This is a genomic window from Nonomuraea maheshkhaliensis (assembly GCF_039529435.1).
Taxonomy (GTDB): Bacteria; Actinomycetota; Actinomycetes; order Streptosporangiales; family Streptosporangiaceae; genus Nonomuraea; species Nonomuraea maheshkhaliensis.
Genome location: NZ_BAAAMU010000067.1, coordinates 1 through 19,501 on the forward strand (window position 1 = coordinate 1; position 19,501 = coordinate 19,501).

The following is a 19,501-nucleotide window of genomic DNA, read 5'->3' on the forward strand; positions in this document are numbered from 1 at the left end:
ACCGGTCCCGCGCTCCGCCGGGGGGCCGGGCCGGGCGCCGACAGGCCGGCCTCGCGCAGGGCGGCGCGGCCGCGTTCGGAGATCCAGTCGCTGGACCACGGCGGGTCGAGCACGACCCGCACCTCGACCCGGCCGAACCCGGCGTCGTTGAGCCGGTGGACGAGGTCGTCGCGCATGGTCGCCATCGCGGGGCAGCCGGTGTAGGTCGGCGTGATCGAGGCCACGACGACCTCCGCGCCGGCCTCGTCCCGTACCACTTCGACGCCGCGCAGGACACCGAGGTCGGCGAGGGTGAGCATGGGCATCTCGGGATCGCGCACCTGCCCTGCCACCTCCCTGGCGACCTGAACGGCGCTCCGGACGGGGCCGTGAGTGGTGGTCACCAGCGTCCGCTCGGGTGGGCGCGGGCGACCACCTGCATCTCGGCGAGCAGCCGGCTCAGGGCCTCGGTGTGCAGACCGTCGCGGCCCGTCCGCCCTCCGACGCCGGCCAGCGGGGCCCGTTCCGGACGGGGGACGCCGCTCGTGGCGAGCACCTGGCCGAGGACGGCGTCCACCTCGCCGGGCAGGGACGAGGTGTCGGCGGCGACCCCGGCCTGGGCCAGGGAGCGTTCGAGGGGATGCGTCCCGGTCAGCTCGGCCAGCAGCGGCCACAGCTCGTCCAGGGCCGTCAGGAGCCTGCGGCGGGACTCCTCGGTGCCGAGGGCGAGCGTGAGGAACCAGCGCCCGGCCCAGTCGCGGTGGTAGGCGACCTCCTTGACGCCCTTCGCCGCCACGGCGGCCAGCACGTGGTCACGGCTGGCGCGCAGCCGTTCGAGCAGGGTGGGCAGGGCCGCCGAGAACAGCAGCAGGCGGACGACGACGTGCGCGAAGTCGCCGTTGTCCACCTCGGCCAGGCGGACGTTGCGGAAGTCCCGGTCGTCGCGGAAGAAGGCCAGCGCGTCCTCCGGCGGCACCGGCGAGCCCTCGGGCAGCGCGGGCACGACACCCGGATCGGCGGCGGCCGCCCGCGCCAGCAGCAGCCGCGCCTGCCCCAGCAGGTCGAGCGCCATGTTCGCCAGCGCGATGTCCTCCTCCAGGTCGGGGGCGCGGCTGCACCACTCGGACAGGCGCTGCGACATGATCAGGGCGTCGTCGCCGAGCATGAGGCAGTACGCGGCCAGGTCGGCGGGGTCCACGCCGCCGGGCGTGGTGGTGTCGACGCCGGCCAGCGGGTCCTCGAAGTCTGTGCCGAAGGCCCACTGGGACGAGTCGCCGCCGAGCAGCCCGTCGAAGACGCTGCCGTGCTCGTCACCCCAGGGTCCGTCGTTCACAGGTCCGCCCGGCACAGGTCGGACGCCCCTGGGTTCGCCGGTCCCAGGTTCGCCGGTCACAGATTTGTCGCTCATGATGGGTGGTTCCGATCGTGAAGGCTCACATGTGCGGGACATCGCCGGGAATGTCGTAGAACGTCGGATGCCGGTAGACCTTGTCGCCGTTCGGCGCGAACAGCGGGTCCTTCTCGTCCGGGCTGGACGCGGCGATGGCGTCCGCCCGTACGACCCAGATGCTGACTCCCTCGTTCCGCCGCGTGTAGACGTCCCGGGCGTGCCGCAGCGCCATCGCGTCGTCCGGCGCGTGCAGCGACCCCACATGCACGTGGTTGAGCCCGCGCTTGCCCCGGACGAACACCTCGTACAGCGGCCACTCCCGCCGATCGCCGCTCATCGGACGCCCTCCACGGCACTCGCGCGCTCGGCGAACGCGGTGGCGGCCTCGCGCACCCAGGCCCCGTCCTCGTGCGCGGCCCGGCGGTGGGCCATCCGCTGCGCGTTGCACGGCCCGTCCCCGCGCAGGATCGCGGCGAACTCCTCCCAGTCGGGCTCGCCGAAGTCGTAGTGGCCGCGTTCCTCGTCCCAGCGCAGATCGGGGTCGGGCAGCGTGACGCCGAGCGCCTCGGCCTGCGGGACGGTCATGTCCACGAACTTCTGCCGCAGCTCGTCGTTGGAGTTGCGCTTGATGCCCCACGCCATCGACCGCGCGCTGTTGGGCGACTGCGCGTCAGGCGGGCCGAACATCATCAGCACCGGCCACCAGAACCGGTCGACCGACTCCTGCACCATGGCGCGCTGGGCGTCGGTGCCACGCATCATCGTCATCAGCAGCTCGTAGCCCTGCCGCTGGTGGAAGGACTCCTCCTTGCAGATGCGGATCATGGCGCGCCCGTACGGGCCGTAGGAGGTGCGGCAGAGCGGCACCTGGTTGCAGATGGCGGCGCCGTCCACCAGCCAGCCGATGGTGCCGACGTCGGCGTACGACAGCGCCGGATAGTTGAAGATCGAGGAGTATTTCTGCCGGCCGGACAGCAGCAGATCGGTCAGCTCGGCGCGGGAGACGCCCAGCGTCTCGCACGCGGAGTAAAGATAGAGCCCGTGCCCCGCCTCGTCCTGCACCTTGGCCAGCAGAATCGCCTTGCGCCGCAGCGACGGCGCGCGGCTGATCCAGTTGCCCTCGGGCTGCATGCCGATGATCTCGGAGTGGGCGTGCTGGGCGATCTGGCGGATGAGGGTCCTGCGGTAGGCGTCCGGCATCCAGTCCCGGGGCTCGATGCGGTCGTGGCGGGCGATGGTCGCGTCGAAACCGGCCTGCAGCCGGCTCTCCAGGGCCGGGTCCGCTGGGGTGGTCGTCATGTTTCCTCCGAGACCCTCCGGCTCATTTACTTATCGCTCGGTCAGTAATAAGGTCGCACAGGGAGGGGTGCCCGCGCAACAGGTCACGCCCGGGGAGAGGAGACAGTGTGAGCACGCTGCTGGAGAGCTATGCCGCCGGACGGTGGTTCCGCCCGGCCGACGACGGGGAGCCGCTGCTCGACGCCGCCACTGGCGAGGAGGTCGCGCGCGTCTCCAGCCGAGGGCTGGACGTCGCGGCGATGGTCCGCCACGCCCGCGAGACCGGCGGGCCCGCGCTGCGAGCCCTGACCTTCCACGAGCGGGCCGCGCTGCTCAAGGCGCTGGCCAAGCACCTGCTGGAGGGCAAGGACGAGCTGTACGCCCTGTCGCTGCGGACCGGCGCCACCACCCGCGACACCGCGATCGACGTGGACGGCGGCATCGGCACCCTGTTCAGCTACGCCAGCAAGGGCGTGCGCGAGCTGCCGAACGACACGGTCTACCTCGACGGCGGCCTGGAGCGGCTGGGCAAGGGCGGCACTTTCGTCGGCCAGCACCTCTACGCCTCCAGGCCGGGCGTGGCCGTGCAGATCAACGCGTTCAACTTCCCCGTCTGGGGCATGCTGGAGAAGCTGGCCCCCGCCTTCCTGGCCGGGCTGCCCTCGATCGTCAAGCCGGCCAGCCAGACCGCCTACCTCACCGAGCGTGCCGTCCGGCTGATCGTGGCGTCGGGGATCCTGCCCGAAGGCACGCTCCAGCTCGTCGCGGGCAGCGCGGGCGGCCTGCTCGACGAGCTGACCGTGCAGGACTCCGTGGCCTTCACCGGCTCGGCCCACACCGCCGGCATCCTGCGCCGCCATCCGAACGTGCTGGACGGCGGCGTCGTCCTCGGCGTCGAGGCCGACTCGCTCAACTGCTCGATCCTCGGCCCCGACGTGCGCCCTGACGATCCCGAGTTCGACCTGTTCGTCAAGGGCGTCGTCACCGAGATGACGGTCAAGGCCGGGCAGAAGTGCACCGCCATCCGCCGCGTGCTCGTACCGTCCGCGTTGACGGGCGAGGTGGTGGAGGCGCTGGCCGCGCGCCTGGCGAAGGTGAGTGTGGGCGACCCGCGCAACCCGGACGTGCGGATGGGCGCGCTGGCCGGCCTCGGCCAGCGCGAGGAGGTGCGCAAGGCCGTCGAGGCGCTGCGCGCGAGCTCCGACGTGGTGGCCGGCGACCCCGCCGGCGCTCCCCTGCTGGACGGGGACGCGACCAGGGGCGCGTTCATGACCCCGCTGGTGCTGCGGGCGCGGCCCGGCGCCACCGAGCCGCACGACGTCGAGCCGTTCGGCCCGGTCAGCACCGTGCTCTCCTACGACGGCCTGGACGAGGCGGTGACGCTGGCCGCGCGGGGCCGGGGCAGCCTGGTCGCCTCCGTGGTCACCCACGATCCCGAGGTGGCCAGGAGCGTCGTGCTCGGGCTCGCGCCGTGGCACGGGCGGGTGCTCGTCCTCGACCGGGACGACGCCAAGGAGTCCACCGGGCACGGCTCGCCCCTGCCCGTCCTCGTCCACGGCGGCCCCGGGCGGGCCGGCGGCGGCGAGGAGCTGGGCGGGATCCGCGGGGTGCTGCACCACATGCAGCGCAGCGCCGTACAGGCCTCACCCGACCTGCTCACCGCGGTCACCGGACGCTGGACGACCGGCGCCGCCCGCGCCGGCTCCGGCGTGCACCCCTTCCGCAAGTCGCTGGCCGAGCTGCGGATCGGCGACACGATCGCCTCCGCGCCGCGCACGGTCACGCTGGCCGACATCGAGCACTTCGCCGAGTTCACCGGCGACACCTTCTACGCCCACACCGACGCGGCGGCGGCCGCGCGCAACCCGCTGTTCGGCGGGATCGTCGCGCACGGCTACCTGGTCGTCTCGCTGGCCGCCGGGCTGTTCGTGGACCCGGCGCCCGGGCCCGTGCTGGCGAACTTCGGCGTGGACGCGCTGCGCTTCCTCACCCCCGTCAAGGCGGGGGACGCCATCGCGGTGACGCTGACGGTCAAGCAGATCACGCCGCGCACCGGGGCCGACTACGGCGAGGTCCGCTGGGACGCCGTGGTGAGCAACCAGGAGGGCCAGGCTGTCGCCACGTACGACGTCCTCACCCTGGTGGCCAAGACCTGGGAGGAGGACACGCGGTGAACGGGCCCGCGCCGCCCGCCGAGCGCGAGAGCCCCGGCGAGGGCTGGCCGGGGCGTTCCGCGGCGCCGCTGGACGAGGTGGACCGGGCGATCATCGCCGAGCTGCTGCGTGACGGCCGCATGTCGGTGCGGACGCTGGCCGAGCACGTGCACATCTCCCGGGCCAGCGCGTACGCGCGCCTGACCAGGCTCATCGACGACGGCGTGATCACGGGCTTCACGGCCGAGATCGCGCCGGCGAAGGCGGGCCTGGGCACCAGCGCGTACGTCTCGGTGACCATCGAGCAGAACTCCTGGCGGGGGGTGTCGGCGGCGCTGCGTGAGATCGCGTACGTGGAGCACTTCGCCATGGTCGGCGGCGACTACGACATCCTGGTGCTGGTCAGGACGCCGGACAACGCGGCACTGCGGCACATGGTGCTGGAACGCATCCAGGACATCCCGGGCGTAAGGGCGACGCGGACGTGGCTCGTGTTCGACGAGGCCCGGGGGCGGGGCGCGGAATGGGGCAAAGGCCGGGGGTGAGCCACGGCAAAACGTCCGGTCTTCCTCCGCTCGGCTCGCTCATCGATCGACATTTGGCCTCATAAATGCCCTCTTGAGGCCATTTGTCGCCTATTGCGCCTGATGTCTTGAACAGATGGTGCGTGACGCGGACGCTTCTCTTGTCAAACGTCCAGCGAAAGCGAGCGTCGCCATGTCCCGTCATCAGGTGGCCGGCGGTCTTCTCCCCGAGCCCGTCCCCGTACGCTTCGTCGCCGAGGACGGCACCGCCGCCGGCCCGCCCACCGGCGGCGAGGCCGGCTACCGGGCCGAATACCGGGCGCCCGCGGACGACCTGCTCGTGGACGCCTACCGCCGCATGGTCCTGGGCCGCCGGTTCGACCGCCAGGCGACCGCGCTGACCAAGCAGGGCCGGCTCGCCGTCTACCCGTCCAGCAGGGGGCAGGAGGCGTGCCAGATCGCCGGTGTGCTCGCGCTGCGCGCGGACGACTGGCTGTTCCCCACCTACCGCGACTGCGTGGCGCTGGTCGCGCGCGGCCTCGACCCCGTCGAGGTGCTCACGCTGCTGCGCGGCGACTGGCACTGCGGCTACGACCCCGCGGCCGTGCGCGTCGCGCCCCAGTGCACGCCACTGGCCACCCAGACGATCCACGCGGTCGGCATGGCGGAGGCGCTGCGGCGCAGGGGCGAGGACGCGGTCGCCATGGCCTTCATCGGCGACGGCGGCACCAGCGAGGGCGACTTCCACGAGGCGCTCAACTACGCGGCCGTCCTGCGCTCCCCCGTCGTGTTCTTCGTGCAGAACAACAAGTACGCCATCTCCGTGCCGCTGGCCCGGCAGAGCGCCGCTCCCGCGCTCGCGTACAAGGGCGTCGGGTACGGGATCCGCTCCGAGCAGGTGGACGGCAACGACCTCGTCGCGGTCCTGTCCGTGCTGACCGAGGCGGTCCGGCACGCGCGCGAGGGCGGCGGGCCGTTCCTGGTCGAGGCGCACACGTACCGGATCGAATCGCACACGAACGCCGACGACGCCACCCGCTACCGCGACGCCGAGGAGGTCGCGCGGTGGGAGGCGGCCGATCCCCTGGCCCGGCTGGAGACGTACCTGCGCGGCCGGGGGCTGCTCGACGCGGCCGGCGTCGAGGCGGCGCACGAGGCCGCCGAGGAGTACGCGGCCCGCGTCCGCGACCGGATGAACGCGGAGCCGGAGACGGATCCGTTCGAGCTGTTCGACCACGTCTTCGCCGCCCCGACGCCGCAGCTGCGCGAGCAGCGCGCGCTGCTCGCGGCCGAGCTGAGCGCCCCGGAGGAGTGACATGACCGCCATGTCCGATTCAATGTCCGATGCAATGTCCGTATCGGTGCCCGAGCCCGCACCGGGCCCGCAGCCGGCGCGATCGACGCCTGCGCGATCGACGCCTGCGCAGAAGCCGACGCCGGAACCGTCTGCACGGGCGGCAAAGCCAGAGCCGGCGCCGGCGACGCGTACCTCCGCATCCACGTCGATGTCGATGGGGCAGGCGTTGAACGCCGCCCTGCGGGACGCGATGCGCGAGGACGAACGGGTGCTCGTCTTCGGCGAGGACGTCGGCCCGCTGGGCGGGGTCTTCCGCGTCACCGACGGCCTGACCAGGGAGTTCGGCGAGGAACGGTGCTTCGACACCCCGCTCGCCGAGTCCGGGATCGTGGGGCTGGCCGTGGGGATGGCGATGGGCGGGTTCCGTCCCGTGGTCGAGATGCAGTTCGACGCCTTCGCCTATCCGGCCTTCGAGCAGATCGTCTCGCACGTGGCCAAGACCCGTAACCGCACCCGGGGCCTGCTGTCGCTGCCCATGGTGATCCGCATCCCGTTCGCGGGCGGCATCGGCGGGGTCGAGCACCACTGCGACTCCAGCGAGGCGTACTACGCCCACACCCCCGGGCTGAAGGTCGTGACGCCCGCCACGGTCGAGGACGCGTACTGGCTGCTCCGCGACGCCATCGCCGACCCCGACCCGGTGATCTTCATGGAGCCGAAGCGGCTGTACTGGTCCAAATCCGGCTTCACACCCGGTGAGCGGCGCGCGCCGGGGTTCGGGCGGGCGGTCGTGCGGCGCGCGGGCGGCGACGCCACGCTCGTCGCCTACGGCCCCGGCGTACCGGTGGCGCTGCAGGCCGCCGAGGCGGCGGCCGCGGAAGGCCGGTCCCTGGAGGTGGTGGATCTGCGGACGATCGTCCCGTTCGACGACGAGAGCGTCATGGCGTCCGTACGCAGGACCGGGCGGTGCGTGGTGATCCAGGAGGCGCAGGGGTTCGCCGGGGTGGGGGCAGAGATCGCGGCCCGCGTCCAGGAGCGCTGCTTCCACTCCCTGGCCGCGCCGGTGCTGCGGGTCACCGGTTTCGACATTCCGTACCCGCCGCCGAAACTTGAGCACTCGCACCTGCCGGACGTCGATCGGGTCCTGGACACGGTGGACCGGCTGCAGTTCGACGACCGGCCGGACGTGCTGCACCTTCGGCGCGAAGAGGCGGCGTCATGAGGGCGACGGCCGCGCGGCAGGTGTTCCGCCTGCCGGACCTCGGCGAGGGGCTGACCGAGGCCGAGATCCTCGAGTGGAAGGTCTCCGTCGGGGACACGGTCGAGGTCGACCAGATCGTGGTGGAGGTCGAGACCGCGAAGGCCGCTGTGGAGGTGCCGGTGCCGTACGCGGGCACCGTCCTGGCCCTGCACGCCGCTCCCGGCGCCGTCCTGTCGGTGGGCCTCCCCCTGATCGAGATCGGCCCACCCGCAGCCACCGCCGACCAGCCTGAACCGGGCTCCGGGGCGGCGGCGCAGTACCGGGAGGAGGAACGGGCAGGCTCCGGCAACGTCCTGATCGGCTACGGCACCGGCCACGCCCCAGGCACCCGACGCCGCCGCCGCACCCCCCGCCCGGCAAGCATCCACCCGCCAACCGGCCACCCCACGACCGGTTCCCTTGCGGCTGACGACCTCACGGCGGGCAGCCTGACGCCCGACCGAGCCACGGACGACCACGCCACGGCCGGCAGCGGCCAAGCCGAGCACTCCGCAAGCTCGCACACCGCCGCCGACCGCACCATGGGCAAGCGCCTCACCCCCGCCCGTCCCGTGGGAGGCCGCCCTGTCGGCGACCATCCCATCAGCGACCGGCCCGGGGACAACCGTCGTGCCGACCTTCGTGGTGCGGCTGAGGCGGATGCCTTCGCGGTCGAGTCCCAGGCGCCGCGGGTGATCTCCCCTCTGGTTCGCCGGATGGCCCGCGACCACGGCATCGACCTGACCGACATCACCCCCACCGGCCCGCACGCCGTGATCCTGCGACGCGACGTCGAACGAGCCATCGCCGAACAAACCGGCACCGAGCCGGCCATCGGGGAGCAGGCCATCGCCGAACGGGCCGTCGTGGAGCAGTCCCCCGGCGAGCAGGCCATCGCCTCGCAAGCCGTTCCCCCGCAAGCCACCCCGGCGCATGTCCTCACCACGCGGACGAGCCCGCACGCCCCCACTCCCGTCCCCGCCGCTGCCGTCCCCGCCTCTGCCGACGATGCCCCGGGCGCCCGAGCAAGAGGGCTGGTGGACGAGCGAATCCCCTTGCGTGGCCTGCGGCGGGCCGTGGCCGAGAAGCTGAGTCGCAGCCGGGCCGAGATCCCCGACGCCACGACCTGGGTGGACGTGGACGCCACCGACCTGCTGGCGGCCAGGGACGCCCTCAGACGGTCCCGTCCCGATCTCGGCATCGGCTTGATGGCCCTGCTGGCCCGCATCTGCGTGGACGGTCTGCGCCGCTTCCCCGAGCTGAACTCCTCCGTGGACACCGACCGGTCCGAGATCGTCCGGTACGGCCACGTCAACCTCGGCTTCGCCGCCCAGACCGACCGCGGCCTCGTCGTGCCGGTGATCCGCGACGCCCACCTGATGACGACCGCCGAGCTCGCCGCCGAACTGACCAGGCTGACGGCTCTGGCCCGTGCGGGCAGGCTGTCTCCGCAGGCGCTGACCGGCGGCACGTTCACGCTCAACAACTACGGCGTCTTCGGCGTGGACGGCTCCACCCCGATCATCAACCACCCCGAGGCGGCCCTGCTGGGCGTGGGCCGCATCATCGACCGCCCCTGGGTGAGCGGCGGAGTCGTCACCGCCCGCAAGATCACCCAGCTCTCCTTCACCTTCGATCACCGAGTCTGCGACGGCGGCACCGCCGGCGGCTTCCTCCGCCACGTGGCCGACTGCGTGGAGAACCCGGCGATCCTCCTGGCCGACGTCTGACCCGCACGAGTCGCCCACCCTGCGTCGGCGTCCGCCCTGCACGGGCGCCACCCCGGGCGAGCGCCACCCTGGGCAGGCATCCAACCTGAGGCAGGCGCCCGACCCGGTGCAGACGTCCAGCCCGGTGCAGACGTCCAACCCGGTGCAGACGTCCAACCCGGTGCAGACGTCCAACCCACGCGCGGCCTCTGGTCCGCACCGGCCTCTGACCCGCACGGGTGGCTGACCCGCACCCGCGTCTCGCCTGTACCGGTATCCGGCCCGCGCCCGCGCCCGCGCCTGACCCTCACCCGGCGGTCAACCCACACGGACATCTCACCCACACTCATATCCGGCCCACACGAGCGCCCAGCCACGCAAACCCCCGACCGTGGCAACGCCTGGCCTGTCCGAGCGGCTGACCTTCATAGACCCCCGCCCGCACAAGCGCCCCACCGCGCAGACCCCGACCCCGCAACCGCCCGGCCTGCGCGGGCGTCTGACCTGCGCAGATCTCCCGACCCGTTTAGGCGTCCAGCCTGCGGGCCGAGGGGCAGCGAGTTGGCAAAGGTTTTCGAGTCCTTCGTTTACCCGACCCGGACCGGGTAGCCGGAGGGCATGACTGTCACCAGGTTCCAAGATCTGCCCTTGGCCGACCGTGACCGTGAGTGGGACGGTGATGCGGCCGAGAAGCGGGTGCGCGACTGGGCGGACGCCGAGGACGAGCCGGACGCCGCGTACCGGGACGCCCACGTCTGGTACGACGGCGACAAGCCCGGGAACTTCGGCAGTTACAAGCTGCTGATCGCCGACGTCATCGGGGGCAGGCTGAAGGCCGTGCCGCGTGCCGTCATGGCCGCGGGCAACATCATGCAGGGCGCCCGTGGCGGCATCGATCTGCCCGCCGACGAAGTAGACCGGGTCAAAAGCCATTTGGCGCGCTACTACCAGAAAATGGGCGACAGCCCGCCTTGGACCCGCTGATCGCGGGAAAAGCCGCGGACCGGACACGAAACCCCAGCGTGCGGGCTTGATCGACGATCATGTGAAGAACCGAGGCGTCAAGCGCGATTGGATCACCCCGCGGGTGGGAATCCCATCACGGTACCAAGCGTTAGACACCGTGGGAGACAGACCCCCCACGCAAGGGGGCCCTGTAGGAGGCATTTAGACATGGGCGAGCGCGCACTTCGTGGCACCCGGCTCGGGGCAACCAGCTACGAGAACGACCGTAACACGGATCTGGCCCCGCGCCAGGAGGTGTCCTACACCTGTCCGAAGGGCCATCACTTCGAGGTTCCGCTTGCCGCAGAGGCCGAGATTCCCGCGACTTGGGAATGCCGCATGTGCGGCGCGACAGCGGTCCGCATGGACGGCGAGCAGCCGGAGTCCAAGAAGACCAAGCCCCCGCGGACACACTGGGACATGCTCCTGGAGCGGCGGTCCATCGAAGATCTTGAAGAGGTGCTCAACGAGCGGCTTGCTGTGCTGCGGGCTCAGCGTCGCAAGAGCGCCTGACCTACTCTCACGGTGAAACCCCCCGGGCCGACCGCCCGGGGGGTTTTGTCTTGCTCGGAGAACCCAGCTGTGCCCCTGAGCCCTCCCCATCGGGACGGAGCGCGTGACAGGAGATCATTGGGGTTCCGGGGCGAGGCAACTGCCGGTCTCGTGCACCTGCTCCCCCGGCGGGGGCTCGATGGCGACGTCACTTCCCCAGCCGGTGAAGTCGATCTCGGTCACGGAGGTCCTGGGCATGCCCTCCTCGGCCGCGGGCATGGCCGCCTCGAGACGGAGCCGTCGGGGAAGCCCGTCCGGCCCGACCCACAACCGCCATGAGACCTCCACCGAGCGGAACCGCTCGCGCAGCACCTCGAGGGTGACGGGGTCATCGCCTGGGGCCCGCCCGCTGAACTCGCTCTGCGCGGCGCTCCCGGTGTGCAGGACGGTGGAGACCCCGTCGATGACCTCTCCCGGAGAGGGAGCGGGTGCCGTGAGTTTCCGCAGCACCTCGGGCGACAGGATCGCCCGCAGGTCGAGTGATCCGACGGCGCGCTCCACCGTTCCGCAGCCGCTGCCGCTGTGGTGCAGCCAGGTCTTGCCGACCGGAACGTCCCTCCGATCGGCCCGATGCTCGTAGGTGCCGGAGCCGTCGATCGAGATCGTCCTGGTCGTCATCGACGAGAGATCGTCCGGGACGATGCCCTTCAGCTCTTCGGGGATGTTGGTCCGGTGAAACGTCGTGGTCAGGTCGGAGGCGTCCGCGCCGAGCCGCATGACCCCGGTGGTCCGGCTCTCGCTGTATTCGCCGATGTCGACCGGCACGATGAGGTCGTCCTCAGCCCGAGGCGTGGGCATCGCCTGGCCGTAGTCCAGCCGGACCCGCTTGGCGATCCGCACTCCTGCCGAGTCTTCCGCCAGCCGGGCCACCGCCTCGGCGGATGGCGGAGCGGCCTGTCCCCCGCACCCGGCCGTCAGGTTGATCACGAGCACGATCGACAAGAAACCCCGTGGACGCACCCGATGATCATAAGGTCCCCCAGGCCCTCAGGACGCGGAGTCGCGGTCCTCGCGGATCACCTCGCCGTGCACCACCCGGCCGCCCTGCGGCGCACCCGTCTGCGCGTCTCCGTTCGCGTACGGGCCCGCGTCCTGGCCGGGGAAGCCGGTGGACGGCGGGAAGAGGCCCGCGTACGGCGAGGAGGCGGCCATCTTCTTGATCCGGCGCTCGAAGAAGTACGCGCCCAGACGGCGCATCATCGGCCGGGTGAACGGGATCAGGCACAGGAAGCCGAACACGTCGAGGAAGAAGCCCGGCGTCAGCAGCAGGGTGCCGCCCACCAGGATGATGCCGCCGTCGGCCAGCTCGCGGTCGGGCATGCGGCCGGACTTGATCGCGTCCTGCAGCACCCGCCAGGCCCGGCGTCCCTCGCGGCGGACCAGCCAGGCGCCCAGGAGGCTGTCGGCGATGAGCAGGGCGATGGTGGCGGGCCCGCCGATCACCGACCCGATCTGGATCAGCAGCCAGATCTCCAGGATCGGGACGACCAGGAAGGCCAGGAAGAGCAACAGCCGCATCGTTTCCTCGATTCCGCACATCGCGCGCGCGCCTTACAGCAGAGACAACGCCCGGAACCCGCCGAGCGTTCCGGCATGGCCGACGAATCAGGGACATCCCCGACCCAGTCCCGGGTCCCAGTCCCGGATCCCAGTCCCGGGCCGTGCCCGCAGTCGGCCGCCGTGGTCCAGCGTGTGCGGGTCAGCTCCGTCGCCACACCCGTAGGTCACCCAGCCACACAGCCGCCCGTGCCGACCTTTCCGCCCGACCGTCTCCCCCGCCCAACGGTCTCGCCCGTCCGTCCATCCGGGCCGCCCAGCCGCCCTGGCCGGCCTTCCCGCCGGGTTCGACCCGTCTCGCCCACCCAGACGTCCCACCTCGTCGGCCGGCCGTCGACCAAGCCGTCAGGATCTGGGGTTGCCCTTGAGGCGTTTGGGGAGCCCCGTGACGCCCCACAGCCCGATCCGCCACAGCGCCTCGGACATGACCTTGCCGTTCATCTTGCTCTTACCCACCGTCCGCTCCACGAACGTGATGGGCACCTCCACCACCCGCAGCCCGTGGCGGGACGTGCGCAGGGTCAGGTCGACCTGGAAGCAGTAGCCCTGCGACTCCACCCCGGACAGCCCCACCTTCTCCAGCGTGGCGGCGCGGTAGGCGCGGAAGCCGGCGGTCGCGTCGCGTACGGGCAGGCCGAGCATGACCCGGGTGTAGATGTTGGCCCCTTTGGACAGCAGCTCGCGCCGCTGCGGCCAGTTGACCACCTTGCCGCCGGGCACGTAGCGCGAGCCGATGGCCAGGTCGGCGCCCTCGGCCAGCGCCTCCAGCAGTTTGGGCAGCTCCTCGGGCTGGTGCGAGCCGTCGGCGTCCATCTCGACCAGGACGTCGTAGCCCTCCTGCAAGCCCCAGCGGAATCCGGCGATGTAGGCGGCTCCGAGGCCCTGCTTGCCCGGCCGGTGCAGGACGTGCACCTGGTCGTCGGCGTCGGCGAGCTCGTCGGCGACCTCGCCGGTGCCGTCGGGGCTGTTGTCGTCGGCCACGAGCACGTGGGCCTCGGGGACGGCGGCGCGCACCCGTTCGACGATCGCCGGCAGGTTGTCGCGCTCGTTGTAGGTCGGCACGACGACGAGCACCCGGCCGAGAGTCTCCATCATCCGTCGTTCCTCATCCGATCGCCTCGCCGCCTGCCTCGCCACACGGCGACTCCGGCCGCCGCCGCTCCCATCACCATCAGTGCCCATTCGGGCAGGACGCCCACCCTGGTGGCGATCGTTTCCTGCGTGCGGACGGGCACCTTGACCACGTTCATGTCAGGGACAAGTTCGCGAGTCTGCCAGGAGACCTTACCGTCAGGTGTCACGTATGCCGAGATTCCCGTGGTGGCGGCGGTCACGACGGCCCGGTTGTGCTCGACGGCACGCAGTTGCGACATGGCCAGCTGCTGCGGCGGCAGGTTGGACTCGGCGTAGCTGGCGTTGTTGGTCTGCACGACGATCGGGCTGCCGCCGGCGCGGACGGTCTCGCGTACGGTGCCGTCGTAGGCGACCTCGTAGCAGTTGACCGCGCCGATCGTGACCGGCCCCATCTTCAGGTCGCCCGGTTTGTCGCCGGGGACCGACTGCCTGCCGACCAGGCTCGCCCGCTCCCACAGCGCCAGCACGAGGTCCTTGAACGGCGTGTATTCGCCGAACGGCACCAGATTCTGCTTGTCGTAGTAGGCGCCGGCCCCGGTCACCGGGTCCCAGACCAGGCTGCGGGTGGCGCGTTCGTCGCTGCCGATGGCGACGACGGCGCCGACGAGCGTGGGCACGCCGACGTCGGAGACGGCGTCCTGGATGATCTGGCGGGCGTATTCGTCGCGGTAGGGGTCGATGTCGGTGGAGTTTTCCGGTAGGACGACGATGTCGGGCTTGAGGAGTTTGCCGTCGCGTACGGCCTGAGCCAGCCGTTTGGTCTCGGTGGCGTGGTTGCGCAGCACGACGGCGGGCTCGTCGCCGAGCGCGTACATGCCCCGGCCAGGGACGTTGCCCTGCACGATGCCGATGTTGACGCTGCGGCCCTCGTCACCCGGCCTGGGCAGCGCGAACGTCAGCGCGGGAACGAGCAGCGCCAGCGCCACCGGGACGGCCCTGCCCAGCACGGCAGCCCGCGCGGCCGACGAGCCGGTCAGGCGGGTCAGCACGGCCGGCGGGGCGGCGCGGCGGCTCAGCACGGCCTGCACCAGGCGGCCGGCGCGCAGCGCGACGGCGAACGACACCAGCGGCACGCCGCCCAGCGCGGCATACGGCGTGTACGGCGTCTCGCCCTGGCTGAAGGCCACCCGGGCCCAGGGGAACCCGCCGATGGGCACCAGGCTGCGGGCCCACTCCATGAGCACCCACAGACCGGCGAACCACAGCGGCCAGCCCCGCGACCGGAACACGGGCGCGGCCAGCGCGGCCATGGCGGCGTAGAAGAAGCACTCGGTGGCGACCAGCATGAACCACACGTCGTCGCCGATGGTGCGCACCCAGGCGAGGGCGGGCAGCAGGAACACGGCGGCGGCCAGGTAGCCGAGCCAGGCCGCCCGCCTGGCGCGGACGCCGTACAGGGAGCCGATGACGAGGGCGATGCCCAGGGGGGCGCACGGCCACCAGCCGAGCGGCGGGAAGGCCGCGAAGAGGGTCAGGCCACCGGCGACTGCCGCGGCGATCCGGCCCGGCAGCACCCATCGCGTGCCCGGCCGCGCCGCCCCGTCGGAGGCGTGCCCGGCCGCGGGCGGTGGGCTCGTTGTCTCCTGAACCACTCCGGGGTCTCCTCGCCATGTCACGAAGCCTGCTCACGAAGCCTGCTCACAGGGCCCGCTCACGAACCTGCACACGAACCCTGCTCACGAAGCTCGCTCACGATGCCTGCTGGCGAAAACGCTACCGCCCCGCGGCCGCGCTCAGGTCCGGCGCGCCACGGGTGATCGAATTATCGGCTCAGGGCGGAAGCGGAGCGGCGGGGTGATCCCGTGGCTGAACGGGATCACCCGGCGCGATGTCGGTCCGGCGCACGGGAACGGGAAGAGGGCCCGGGAACCCTTCGGACCGGACCCGTCTCGTCGGCGGCGAGCTCGGAATTCCGTTGTCTACTGGGCTCCCGGACCCGTCCCGGGTCCAACCCCCCGCCCGGTTGGGGTGCCCCGACTCGACGGACCGACGGCCCTGCACCTGGCTGTGTGGACGAAGTCACACTCCGTCACGGACGCAGGATCCGGCGATGTCAGAGACGGCCAACCGGCCAAGTCCCGTGCTGGACTGCGCAGCAAACTACCGACTCCACCTCAGATGTCAACCGTGTCCCGATCAGCAGAAACATCAAGTTTTCGCAGGTAGGACATGTTTGGCCGGTGGCCGTAAAGCCGGTCAAAGCCCATTAGCGGGCACCGGCGAGCGGCTTGGCAAGTCCCGCAGCGCGGGCGACAGCGGCCGCTCGTGGACGACCCCGAGCCGCTGCGTCGCACGCGTGAGAGCAACATACAGGTCGCTGGGACCGCGTGGCGACTGGGCGGCGATGAGGTCGGGCTCGGCCACGATGACGGAGTCGAACTCCAGCCCCTTGGCGTCGGTCACGCTCATGACCGCGACGGGCGCGTCCAGGGCCTCGGCGCCCTTGGCCCGGGCGGCGCCGGGCGAGACGACGACGGTGCCGGGCACGGCCGCGCCGACCTGCTCGCCGAGGGTGGTCAGCCGCGCGTCGGGCACGACCACGGCGACCTTGCCGCCCTCGTCCGTCTCCGCCTTGACCAGGGCGGGCAGTGCGGACAGCGGCGCGGCCCAGGGCCGCGCGTCCACCTCGCGCACGGAGTCGGGGGCGCGCAGGGCGGGGTCGATCGTGGCCAGGACGCGGGCTGCCACGGCCATCAGCTCGACCGGGGTGCGGTAGTTGACACTCAGCCGCTCCTGGCGCCAGCGCCCGGCCACGTACGGGTCGAGCACCTCCTCCCACGAGCGGGCCCCGGCGGCCGAGCCGGTCTGGGCGATGTCGCCGACGATCGTCATCGACCGGGTCGGGCAGCGCCGCATGACGGCCCGCCAGGCCATCGGCGACAGCTCCTGCGCCTCGTCCACGATCACGTGGCCGTAGGCCCAGGTGCGGTCGGCGGCGGCGCGTTCGGCGGTGGTGAGGTAGGGGCCGTCGCCGCGCTGGCGCTCGGCCAGCCGTTCGGCCTCCACGACGTCGGACAGGCCCGTCAGCTCCAGGACCTCGCGGGCGTAGGCGATCTCGGCCTCGCGCTCGCTCTCCTCGGCCTGGCGGGCGGCGGCCAGCTCCTCCTCCGCCTGCATCGCGCTGGCGCGCAGCACGTGCTCGTCGATCTCGCCGAGCAGTTCGGCGGCCTCGTCGAGCAGAGGGACGTCGGACTCGGTCCACTCCCCCGCGCGGGCGCCGTCGCGGCGCAGGAGGCGGCGTTCCTCGGGGGTCAGGGCGGAGCCGGCGGCGCCGAGGCGTTCGGGGGAGCCGTACAGGCCGAGCAGGAGGCGCTGCGGCGTCAGGTACGGCCAGAGCCGGTTGAGCGCGGACTTGATCACCGGCTCGGTGCGCAGCTCCTCGCGCAGGTCGGCGAGCTCCTCCTCGTCGATGAGCCCCTTGCCGATCTTGCGGGCCTGCTGCCTGGCCAGCGCGTTGAGCAGCGAGCGGACGAAGACGGCGCGGGCCTGGTTGTGCGGGCGGCGCGAGCGGGTGGCCTTGTTCCTGGCCGCCTCCAGCATGGGGCGGTCGATGGTGAGCGTGATCCGGCCGAGCGTGACCTCGATGGGCTGGCGGGGGATCTTCTGCCGGTCGCGCACGGCCTTGGCGATCACGTCGGCCATCCGCGGGTCGCCCTTGAGCGCGGCCACCTCGGGCCGTTCCCTGGCGGTGGCCGTGACGCCGGGGTAGAGCTCGCCGACGGTGGACAGCAGCACGTCGGTCTCGCCGAGGGAGGGCAGGACCTGCTCGATGTAGCGCAGGAAGGTGAGGTTGGGCCCGAGGATGAGCACGCCGCGGCGTTCGAGCCGCTGGCGATGGGTGTAGAGCAGGTAGGCGGCCCGGTGCAGGGCCACGACGGTCTTGCCGGTGCCGGGGCCGCCCTGGACCACGAGCACGCCGCTGAGGTCGCTGCGGATGACGCGGTCCTGCTCGGACTGGATGGTGGCGACGATGTCGCGCATGCGGCCGGTGCGCCGCTCGTCGAGCGCGGCCAGCAGCGCGGCCTCGCCGTTGAGCGTGGCGCGGTCGTCGTCGGTGAGCGAGTCGAGGTCGAGCAGGTCGTCGTCCACGCCGACGACGTCGCGGCCCTTGGTCTGCAGGTGGCGGCGCCTGGTCACGCCCATGGGCGCGGACGGGGTGGCGCGGTAGAACGGCTGCGCCACGGGGGCCCGCCAGTCGATGAGCAGGCGGTGCTGCTCGTCGTCGGTCAGGCCGAGCTTGCCGATGTAGAGCCGGCCCTCGTCGGTGTGATCGAGCCGGCCGAACACCAGGCCGCGCTCGACGGCCCAGAGCCGGGCGAGGCGGGTGGCGTGCATCTCGGCGAACGCGTCGCGCTCGGACATGTTCTGCATCGTGCCGACGGCGCCGGCGGCGAGCACCTCTTTGAGCTGCCGCTGGGTTCGCTCACGCAGGGTGTCGAGGCGGTCGTACAGGGTGGTGACGTACGCCTGCTCCCTGGCGAGCTCGGTTTGACGAGTTGCCGCCTGACCGTTAATGTGGTTAATGGGACACTCCGGGCCATTCTGCTTGTTGTTACGACAAACGACGACATTAGCATGCCCGTCGAGGCACTCTCATCACTTTCCCCCTTCCCTGGGCTTTCCTGGGCCCCGGTCACGTCTTGGTCGCGCCCCTTGACCTGCGGCCACGGCTCTTTTTATCGTCACATTTAGTTAGGAAAGTTTCCTAATGACGAAGAAGGAGACATGCCGTGAGCGGCCCGGTCCCGGGGACTCCCAGTCTGCTACGCGCCATCAATGATCGCGCCGCCCTGCGCGCCCTCATCGAGCGGGGCCCCCTGACCCGTCCCGAGATCGGCGCGCTGACGGGGCTGTCCAAGCCCACCGCCTCCCAGCTCCTGCTCCGGCTCCAGCGGGCGGGGCTCGTCGTGCTGGACGGGGTCAGGGAGGGCCTGCCCGGCCGTACGGCCGAGGTCTACCGGATCAACCCCGCGGCGGCGTACGTGGGCGCCCTCGACGTCACCCCTGGGCGGATCGAGGCCAGGGTGGCCGACCTGACCGGCACGGTGGTCGGCGAGCACGTGCTGCCGACCCCCGGCCGCCCGCGCGGCGACCTGGTCGAGCGGCTGTCGGCCGCGCTGCGCGGCACCGACCCGCCCGGCCCGCTGAGCCGGGTCGTGATCGGCGTGCAGGCCGCCGTCGACCCCTCCACCGGCAGGCTCGGGTACGCCGCCGCCAAGGACGTGCCGGGCTGGCAGCTGCCCGGCCTGGTGCCCGCGCTCAGCGCCGGCCTCGGCGTGCCCGTGGCCGTGGAGAACAACGTCAACCTGGTCGCGGCGGCCGAGCGCGCGCACGGCGCGGCCCGCGGCCACCGCGACTTCGTGCTGCTGTGGGCCGACAGCGGCATCGGCTGCGCCATCGTGCTGGACGGGCGGATGCACAGGGGCGCCACGGGCGGGGCGGGCGAGGTGGGCTACATGCCGATCCCCGGCGTGCCGACGGCGCGCGAGTCCGGCCGCTACGCCAACCACGGCTTCCAGGCGCTGAGCGGCGGGGCCGCCGTGCTGAAACTGCTGCGCTCGTACGGCGTGCGCGGCGGCGGCGTCAGCCAGGCCGTCGCCAACGCCGTACGGGCGGCGGCCGGCACCGGGCAGCGGGCCGACGACGCCAGGGCCGGGTTGGGCGACGGCGCCGGCCGGCCGCG

At 72.1% G+C, this 19,501-nt stretch carries 17 protein-coding genes; 8 read left to right on the forward strand and 9 right to left on the reverse strand.

Annotation, left to right across the window (positions count from 1 at the left end; translation table 11 throughout):
* The 4 genes from ABFX54_RS34790 to paaA all read right to left on the reverse strand — a co-directional run.
* Positions 1-383, reverse strand: a 383-nt coding sequence (locus tag ABFX54_RS34790; RefSeq protein WP_346110889.1) for an iron-sulfur cluster assembly protein, incomplete at its 3' end; no start/stop codon positions are given.
* A complete protein-coding gene (gene paaC / locus ABFX54_RS34795; protein ID WP_346110890.1) occupies positions 380-1,312 on the reverse strand; it encodes a 1,2-phenylacetyl-CoA epoxidase subunit PaaC in 933 nt (310 codons plus the stop codon). The genes paaC and ABFX54_RS34790, both read right to left, overlap by 4 nt.
* A gap of 100 nt (positions 1,313-1,412) precedes the next feature.
* On the reverse strand, positions 1,413-1,706 hold the full coding sequence (gene paaB / locus ABFX54_RS34800; protein ID WP_346110892.1) for a 1,2-phenylacetyl-CoA epoxidase subunit PaaB: 294 nt from the start codon (positions 1,704-1,706) through the stop codon (positions 1,413-1,415).
* Positions 1,703-2,668 carry a 1,2-phenylacetyl-CoA epoxidase subunit PaaA gene (paaA, locus tag ABFX54_RS34805; protein ID WP_346110893.1) on the reverse strand — a complete coding sequence of 322 codons (966 nt, stop codon included), beginning with the start codon at positions 2,666-2,668 and terminating at the stop codon, positions 1,703-1,705. The genes paaB and paaA overlap by 4 nt, the downstream gene beginning before the upstream one ends.
* Positions 2,669-2,775: 107 nt before the next feature.
* Here paaA and paaZ point away from each other — a divergent pair, with 107 nt between their 5' ends.
* The 7 genes from paaZ to ABFX54_RS34840 all read left to right on the forward strand — a co-directional run bounded on the left by paaZ (position 2,776) and on the right by ABFX54_RS34840 (position 11,088).
* Positions 2,776-4,821: a phenylacetic acid degradation bifunctional protein PaaZ gene (paaZ, locus tag ABFX54_RS34810; protein WP_346110895.1), complete on the forward strand. Its 2,046-nt coding sequence runs from the start codon at positions 2,776-2,778 to the stop codon at positions 4,819-4,821.
* Positions 4,818-5,345: an Lrp/AsnC family transcriptional regulator gene (locus ABFX54_RS34815; protein ID WP_428834605.1), complete on the forward strand. Its 528-nt coding sequence runs from the start codon at positions 4,818-4,820 to the stop codon at positions 5,343-5,345. Before paaZ ends, ABFX54_RS34815 begins: the two co-directional genes overlap by 4 nt.
* A 172-nt stretch (positions 5,346-5,517) precedes the next feature.
* Positions 5,518-6,639 (forward strand): pyruvate dehydrogenase (acetyl-transferring) E1 component subunit alpha, encoded by a 1,122-nt coding sequence (gene pdhA / locus ABFX54_RS34820; RefSeq protein WP_346110896.1) that lies wholly within the window; start codon positions 5,518-5,520, stop codon positions 6,637-6,639.
* A 190-nt stretch (positions 6,640-6,829) separates the two neighbouring features.
* Positions 6,830-7,843, forward strand: coding sequence for an alpha-ketoacid dehydrogenase subunit beta (locus ABFX54_RS34825; protein WP_346110898.1), 1,014 nt, complete (start codon positions 6,830-6,832; stop codon positions 7,841-7,843).
* The gene (locus ABFX54_RS34830) at positions 7,840-9,591 is read left to right on the forward strand and encodes a dihydrolipoamide acetyltransferase family protein (protein WP_346110899.1); all 1,752 of its coding nucleotides are present in this window, start codon (positions 7,840-7,842) and stop codon (positions 9,589-9,591) included. Before ABFX54_RS34825 ends, ABFX54_RS34830 begins: the two co-directional genes overlap by 4 nt.
* A gap of 627 nt (positions 9,592-10,218) precedes the next feature.
* Entirely contained in the window at positions 10,219-10,554 is a 336-nt protein-coding gene (locus ABFX54_RS34835) for a hypothetical protein (protein ID WP_346110900.1), read from the forward strand.
* 189 nt (positions 10,555-10,743) lie between these two features.
* A complete protein-coding gene (locus tag ABFX54_RS34840; RefSeq protein ID WP_106237674.1) occupies positions 10,744-11,088 on the forward strand; it encodes an RNA polymerase-binding protein RbpA in 345 nt (114 codons plus the stop codon).
* A gap of 114 nt (positions 11,089-11,202) precedes the next feature.
* On the opposite strand, the gene ABFX54_RS34845 is transcribed toward ABFX54_RS34840, so the two are convergent.
* From ABFX54_RS34845 to ABFX54_RS34865, 5 genes are all read right to left on the reverse strand, one after another.
* Positions 11,203-12,087: a hypothetical protein gene (locus tag ABFX54_RS34845; protein ID WP_346110902.1), complete on the reverse strand. Its 885-nt coding sequence runs from the start codon at positions 12,085-12,087 to the stop codon at positions 11,203-11,205.
* Positions 12,088-12,114: 27 nt separating this feature from the next.
* Complete coding sequence (locus ABFX54_RS34850; protein ID WP_346110903.1) at positions 12,115-12,645, reverse strand: FxsA family protein; 531 nt, start codon at positions 12,643-12,645, stop codon at positions 12,115-12,117.
* A gap of 384 nt (positions 12,646-13,029) precedes the next feature.
* Positions 13,030-13,779: a polyprenol monophosphomannose synthase gene (locus tag ABFX54_RS34855; protein WP_346110905.1), complete on the reverse strand. Its 750-nt coding sequence runs from the start codon at positions 13,777-13,779 to the stop codon at positions 13,030-13,032.
* Positions 13,776-15,410: an apolipoprotein N-acyltransferase gene (lnt, locus tag ABFX54_RS34860; RefSeq protein WP_346110906.1), complete on the reverse strand. Its 1,635-nt coding sequence runs from the start codon at positions 15,408-15,410 to the stop codon at positions 13,776-13,778. The genes ABFX54_RS34855 and lnt overlap by 4 nt, the downstream gene beginning before the upstream one ends.
* Before the next feature lie 604 nt (positions 15,411-16,014).
* On the reverse strand, positions 16,015-18,180 hold the full coding sequence (locus tag ABFX54_RS34865; RefSeq protein WP_346110907.1) for a HelD family protein: 2,166 nt from the start codon (positions 18,178-18,180) through the stop codon (positions 16,015-16,017).
* A 368-nt stretch (positions 18,181-18,548) separates the two neighbouring features.
* Between ABFX54_RS34865 and ABFX54_RS34870 the strand changes: the two genes are divergently transcribed.
* On the forward strand, positions 18,549-19,501 hold a 953-nt coding region (locus ABFX54_RS34870), incomplete at its 3' end, for an ROK family transcriptional regulator (protein WP_346110908.1).

Excerpts from the sequence above, each read along its gene's own strand:
- paaB (WP_346110892.1), bottom strand. The coding sequence starts at position 1,706 with ATGAGCGGCGATCGGCGGGAGTGGCCGCTGTACGAGGTGTTCGTCCGG.
- paaA (WP_346110893.1), bottom strand. The coding sequence starts at position 2,668 with ATGACGACCACCCCAGCGGACCCGGCCCTGGAGAGCCGGCTGCAGGCC.
- pdhA (WP_346110896.1), top strand. The coding sequence starts at position 5,518 with ATGTCCCGTCATCAGGTGGCCGGCGGTCTTCTCCCCGAGCCCGTCCCC.
- ABFX54_RS34825 (WP_346110898.1), top strand. The coding sequence starts at position 6,830 with ATGTCGATGGGGCAGGCGTTGAACGCCGCCCTGCGGGACGCGATGCGC.
- ABFX54_RS34830 (WP_346110899.1), top strand. The coding sequence starts at position 7,840 with ATGAGGGCGACGGCCGCGCGGCAGGTGTTCCGCCTGCCGGACCTCGGC.
- ABFX54_RS34840 (WP_106237674.1), top strand. The coding sequence starts at position 10,744 with ATGGGCGAGCGCGCACTTCGTGGCACCCGGCTCGGGGCAACCAGCTAC.
- ABFX54_RS34850 (WP_346110903.1), bottom strand. The coding sequence starts at position 12,645 with ATGCGGCTGTTGCTCTTCCTGGCCTTCCTGGTCGTCCCGATCCTGGAG.
- ABFX54_RS34855 (WP_346110905.1), bottom strand. The coding sequence starts at position 13,779 with ATGATGGAGACTCTCGGCCGGGTGCTCGTCGTCGTGCCGACCTACAAC.
- ABFX54_RS34865 (WP_346110907.1), bottom strand. The coding sequence starts at position 18,180 with ATGTCCGAGCGCGACGCGTTCGCCGAGATGCACGCCACCCGCCTCGCC.